The organism is Terriglobia bacterium, from assembly GCA_020073185.1.
GTDB lineage: Bacteria > Acidobacteriota > Terriglobia > Terriglobales > Acidobacteriaceae > JAIQGF01.
The window spans coordinates 1-5961 of record JAIQFT010000106.1; the positions used below are offsets into that span (position 1 = coordinate 1).

Genomic DNA, 5961 nt, shown 5'->3' on the forward strand with positions numbered 1-5961 from the left:
GGCGTGGGCGCGATGCGATCGAAAGACACCAGCTTCAGGCACACCGTCGGACAGACATCGACGCATCCGCCGCACAGGATGCAGCGCTCGCCGTCGAAGATGGTGTTGATGCCGCAATCCAGACAGCGTCCGGCCTCGGCGCGCGCCTCCTCTTCGTTGTAGCCGATCTCCACCAGCGCCGACGGGTCCTTCAGCCGCTCTTCCGCGGAACGGGTGGGAATGGCCAGGCGAGCGCGGCGTTCGTAGTGCTTTTCCCGCTGATAATGCTCGAGAGGAGCGTGGAACTGCACTTCCTCCGGCGCGATCTCCCGGCCTCGCAGATGCCGGTAGATGGAGCGCGCGGCCTGCTTGCCGCTGGCAATGGCATGAATCATCAGCCGCGGTCCGTAGGCGATGTCACCGGCGATGAAGATCCCCGGCGCGGAGGTGGCACAGGTCGCGGGATCGTTCACGATCTGCTGCGGGGAGCGCATCTGGATGCCGTCGCGCTCCGCATCGAGGAAGCTCAGGTCCGCCGATTGCCCGACCGACAGCAGGACCGTGTCGCCCTCGATTTCGGTGGTGACACTCTCGTCGAACTTGGGGGCGAATCGCTTGTTCTGGTCATAGACCTGGACGCAGCGCACAAACCGCACGCCCCGCACGAACTTCTGCCCGTTGCTCTCCCGCACCAGGATTTCCTTCGGCCCCCAACTGTTGTGCCGAAGGATGCCCTCTTCCTGTCCCTCGACGATCTCCACCGTGTCCGCCGGCATCTCTTCCAGCGATTCCAGGCAGACCAGATTCACCTGGCGTACGCCCGCCATGCGGGCCGCGGTGCGGGAGACGTCGTACTCTTCCTGGCGCAGCACCGTGCGCGCCACGTCGTAGGCGACGTTGCCACCGCCCACCACGATCACGCGCTGGCCCAACTCCACCTTCTTGCCCAGGGCCACGTCGCGGAGAAAATCCACGCCCCCCATCACCCCAATCGCTTCCGCGTTCGGGATGGGCAACGCACGCGAGCGTTTGGCGCCGCAGGCAATCACAACCGCCGCGAAGTCGCGCCGCAGGTCGGCAAAACTCACGTCCTTTCCCACCTGGGTACTGCAGCGGATCTCCACGCCCATGGCCTGGATCACCGCCACTTCGGCTTCGATCAGTTTGCGCGGCAGACGATAGCCCGGCACCCCGGTAGCCAGCATGCCTGCAGGTATGGGATCCATTTCGAAGATGGTTGGACGAAAGCCCATCAGCGCGAGATCGTGCCCGGCAGCCAGGCCGGCAGGCCCGCAGCCGATGATCGCGATGCGCTCTCCCGTGGGCTGGGGAAAGTCTGCGTTGGCGAGGAAATCGAGAAGGTGACGGAGTTCGTCGAGATCGTCGCACTGACGATCGGCGCTCTCGCTTTTTAGGTACGGGAACAGCTCTTTGCCGGCATCGGCCCGGGATTCGCAGCCGAACTTTTCACACACGAACCGCTTGAGCGCGCGGATGGAGATGGGCTGGTCGATGCTGCCCCGCCGGCAGGCCGCCTCGCAGGGTGCCCCGCAGATGCGCCCGCAGATGGAGGCCAGAGGGTTCGGACCGCGAGCGATCAGGTAGGCGTCTTCATACTCTCCCGACGCGATGGCCCGCACATAACCGCGCGCATCGGTGTGGACCGGACACGCGTACTGGCATTTGATCTGTTCGCGCCAATACTCCCGGTCTGCGAATCGGACCTGGTATTGCTGCTGGTCCAACGGTCCCGCCTAAGAAGAATGTGAATGAGGAGAAGAGAGTGCACCTTGGATCGAACCCCGTCTATGACGTAAGTCACACCCAGACCGGACATCCTTCGACCGTTGCAATCTGCCTTTCGCGTCGATCCCCGGCCCGGCGGCGTGGAGCAGCGAGCTTGAATCTTGAAGCCCTCCCTGGCATTCTGTGCCAATTCGGGATTTCGGCGACCGGCGCCCGCTGAAAAGTTGTACTCGGCCGGATCCTGCTGCAAGATCGTTCCATGGCAACATGACCTGCACCTCGAGACCGCCGAGGAGGTGATATTCATGGGCGCGTTGGCCGAAAATGCCGTCAGAGAAGTTCCGGCCCATGCCGCAATCGAGCTCTTCGATACTCTTCTCGCGCGATACGGCAAAGGCGACTTGCAAGTCCGATTGTGGGACGGAAGCGCGTGCGGCGCCGGCCAACCGCGCTGCACTCTCGTCATCAAACATCCCGACGTGGTGCGGCGGATGTGCGATTGTCCGAATGAGCAGGCGCTGGGCGAGGCCTACGTCTGCGATGAATTCGATATCAAGGGCGACATCGGCACTGCCCTGGAATTCGGCGACTCTCTTTTTCGGCAGGAATTTCCCCTGGCAGACCGTCTTCGCATCGCAGCGCTCTTACGCAGATTGCCGGCCGGCGGCCGCTTGCGACTCCTTCGCCCGGCGCTCCGCCTGCATGGGTGGCTCCATTCCAAAGAGCGCGATCGGGAGGCGATCCGCTATCATTACGACCTGCCCACCGAGTTCTACGCCCTCTGGCTCGATCCGCGGCTGGTGTATTCCTGCGCCTATTTCCAAACGCCTCAAGATGATCTGGAGGCAGCGCAGGTGCGCAAGCTGGACTATATCTGCCGAAAGCTGCGGCTGTGCCGGGGTGAACGCCTGCTGGATATCGGCTGCGGCTGGGGTGCTCTCGTCCTGCACGCGGCGGAGCACTATGGCGTGGATGCGTTGGGAATCACTCTCAGCGCCCGGCAGGCGGAGGTGGCCGGGGAGCGGATTCGCGCGTCCGGGCTGGCCACCACCCGGTGCCACGTCGAGCTGCGCGACTATCGTGACCTCGAGGGCAGGGAACAGTTTGACAAGATTGCCAGCGTCGGCATGTTTGAACACGTGGGCAAGAAACTGCTGCCGGAATACTTCGCACGCGCCTGGCAGCTACTCAAGCCCGGCGGCGTATTCCTGAACCACGGGATCGCCTACTCGGCGACATGGCCTCTGCCCAAGCCTTCGTTTTCCGACACCTACGTGTTTCCGGATGGCGAGTTAGCGCCCATCAACGAGAGTTTGCGCGCCGCGGAAATCGGCGGCTTCGAGGTGAGGGATGTGGAGAGCCTGCGCGAGCATTACACGTTGACTCTGAAACGGTGGGTGCACAGACTGGAGGAGCATGCTGAGCAAGCTCGCCGAATCACCAACGACAGCACCTATCGCATCTGGAGACTATACATGGCAGGCTCGGCGCATCGTTTCGCGAGCGGCAGGGTGAATATCTATCAGACACTGCTGGCAAAACCTGAGCACGGCGACAGCCGGCTTCCCCTGGCCCGCGATGACTGGTATCGGGAATAGAAGCTATCTCAGGAATGGTTTTTGGGCAGGGCACGGCTTCAGCCGTGCCGCCCAGAACCGCGAATAATGCGGGCTTTAGACTAGCCCCTGGGGGAGTCGGCACCTTACTTCTAGACGCACCTCTTGATCCGGGCTGGATTGGGCTATCGGCCGCCGGATACTGGCATGCGGCGGAATCAACGTGGGTCCCGGGCAAGTAACCAGCTTGCGGAATGCGATTGCATGGCTCACACCCGAAAATTCCAATAAAAGCGATTACCCTGTATCCATGCCTGCCAAAACGGCGACCTCCCCTTTACCGCGCGTAGTTGTGGCCACAACGGCCATGCTCAGCTTTATCTCGTTTTGGCGAGTAGCGGCCATTGTTCTGAGCGATCTCGGTTCTTCGGCCTACTACGCCGGCGGCATAGCCGAACAAGCCGTCGGCAAGGCCGCGCCATGGTTCATCTTCGCCATCATGTTGTTCTCCTACGCCGTGCGCTCTACCTACATCGAGAGCTGCAGTATGTTCGTCCGCGGCGGCGTGTATCCCGTCATTAAAAAGGCGATGGGTGGCACGGTGGCCAAAGTTGCTGTGTCGGCGCTGTTATTCGATTTCGTGCTCACGGGACCGATCAGCGCCGTTTCCGCAGGACATTATCTGGTGGGCTTTGTCAACGACCTGTTCCGGTACGGGCACCTCGGCATCGTCCTGCCTGCGAATTTTGTCGCCGCTGCATTCGCGGTCGTTGCCACCCTGTATTTCTGGTGGCAGAACGTTAAAGGCATCTCTACCTCCAGCCAGAAGGCGCTGCGCATCATGCAACTGACTACGGTTATGGTCGTGCTGCTGATGGCATGGTGCGGTCTGACCTTGTGGTTGCGCGGGGGGCACCTGCCGCCTTGGCCGCGACCCGCCAACCTGCACTTTGCCCCTGATGCCCTGGGCTGGTTGCGCGGAACCGGCTTGGCACAGAGCTTTGGCTTGCTGGGCATCTTGATCGCTTTGGGTCACTCCGTGCTGGCCATGAGTGGTGAGGAGACTCTGGCCCAGACGTATCGGGAAATCGAGCACCCCAAGCTCTTGAACCTGAAGAAAGCGGCATTCCTGATTTTCATCTACAGCCTGATCCTCACTTCGCTGGTCTCTTTCTTCGCCGTCATGATCATCCCCGATACCGCGCGCAAGGATTTCCTCGACAACCTGATCGGCGGATTGGCGATGCACGTGGTCGGGCCCTTGCAGCTCAGACTGGTCTTCCACGCCTTTGTAGTGCTGGTGGGAGTGCTGATTCTTTCCGGTGCGGTGAACACCGCGATCGTGGGCTCCAATGGAGTGCTGAACCGGGTGTCGGAAGACGGGGTCCTCGCCGCCTGGTTCCGCCAGCCGCACCAGCGCTTTGGCACATCCTACCGAATTATCAACATCATTGCTTCCCTTCAGATCGTCGCCATCGTGCTCAGCCGAGGAGATGTTTTCTTACTGGGCGAGGCCTACGCCTTTGGTGTCATCTGGAGTTTCACGATGGAAGCATTGGCGGTGCTGGTGCTGCGCTATCGATACCCGGTACGGCGGGAGTACCGGGTGCCGCTGAACCTCGATTGGGGCCGGATTCACATCCCCGTCGGTCTCGGGCTGATCACTCTCTCGCTGCTGGCTATCGCCATCGTGAATCTGTTCACCAAGTCCATGGCTACGGTTATGGGTCTGACCTTTACTGCGGTCTTCTTTGCGCTATTTACCGCGTCCGAGCGCATCACGCGCTGGCGGGCCGCGGCCCACGAGGATTTGGACCAGTTCCACCTTGCTGGCGCCGAGGAGTTGACCAACCAGGCGGTCGGCGCGCGGCCGGGCAACGTTCTGGTCATGATCCACAACTACCGGCGTCTGGATCATCTGGAATCGGTGCTGGAACGTGTCCGGCCGGAGCACCACGACATTGTGGCGCTGCAGATTCGAGTGCTGGAAGCAGGCGCGTCGGGCGACCGCGGAATCATTCCGGAACAACTCTTTACCGCCAATGAACAAGTGTTATTCACGCGAGTACTGGCGCTCGCGGAGAAGCATGGGAAAACCATCCACTTGGCCTTAATGGCAGCCAACCGGCTCTGGGATGGCATGGTGCGTGCCGCACAGAGCCTGCAGTCGGCCATGATCGTGGTCGGCCCCTCGGTGACCATGTCACCGCGAGAAGAAGCCAGGCGGGCGGGCCTGGCATGGGAGCGGCTTCCGACTCCTAAACGGCGCGCCATCTTCGAGGTATTTATCCCGCCGGCGCAACGAGAGGTGTTTTACCTCGGGCCCCACACTCCGCACCTGACGCCCAAGGAGATTGATGTGTTGCACCGCCTTTGGCTGCGATTCAGTGACGAGGTTGGCCCAGAGGATTTGCATCATCACGATGTTGTGCATTTTGCCCTGGCAGAAATCGAGCGTGAATTGGCGGCAGGAAAGGAAACGGAAATCATAGAAAAACTCAAGCGGCACCTGCAAGAGATCAGGGATCGACGTGCGCGGCGCCCCTAGCAGCCCGTGGTGTAAGTAGCTGAATTTCGGCACGGGCAGCGGCGTACTCGGTTGCGTGAGTTCGCCAAGTTTTTCGCGCGGGACATCGAGATTCCACTTCTGCACGGCCGATTCCGATCTTCCCGGCGCGGG

At 61.4% G+C, this 5961-nt stretch carries 3 protein-coding genes; 2 read left to right on the plus strand and 1 reads right to left on the minus strand.

All coding sequences use genetic code 11. From position 1 onward, the window contains the following. Positions 1-1724, minus strand: a 1724-nt coding sequence (locus tag LAN64_20310; protein MBZ5570170.1) for an FAD-dependent oxidoreductase, incomplete at its 3' end; no start/stop codon positions are given. A 306-nt stretch (positions 1725-2030) separates the two neighbouring features. Between LAN64_20310 and LAN64_20315 the strand changes: the two genes are divergently transcribed. Both LAN64_20315 and LAN64_20320 read left to right on the plus strand, forming a co-directional pair. Beyond that, the gene (locus tag LAN64_20315; protein ID MBZ5570171.1) at positions 2031-3323 is read left to right on the plus strand and encodes a cyclopropane-fatty-acyl-phospholipid synthase family protein; all 1293 of its coding nucleotides are present in this window, start codon (positions 2031-2033) and stop codon (positions 3321-3323) included. Positions 3324-3591: 268 nt separating this feature from the next. Continuing rightward, a complete protein-coding gene (locus LAN64_20320) occupies positions 3592-5829 on the plus strand; it encodes an APC family permease (protein ID MBZ5570172.1) in 2238 nt (745 codons plus the stop codon). Positions 5830-5961: the final 132 nt, after the last annotated feature.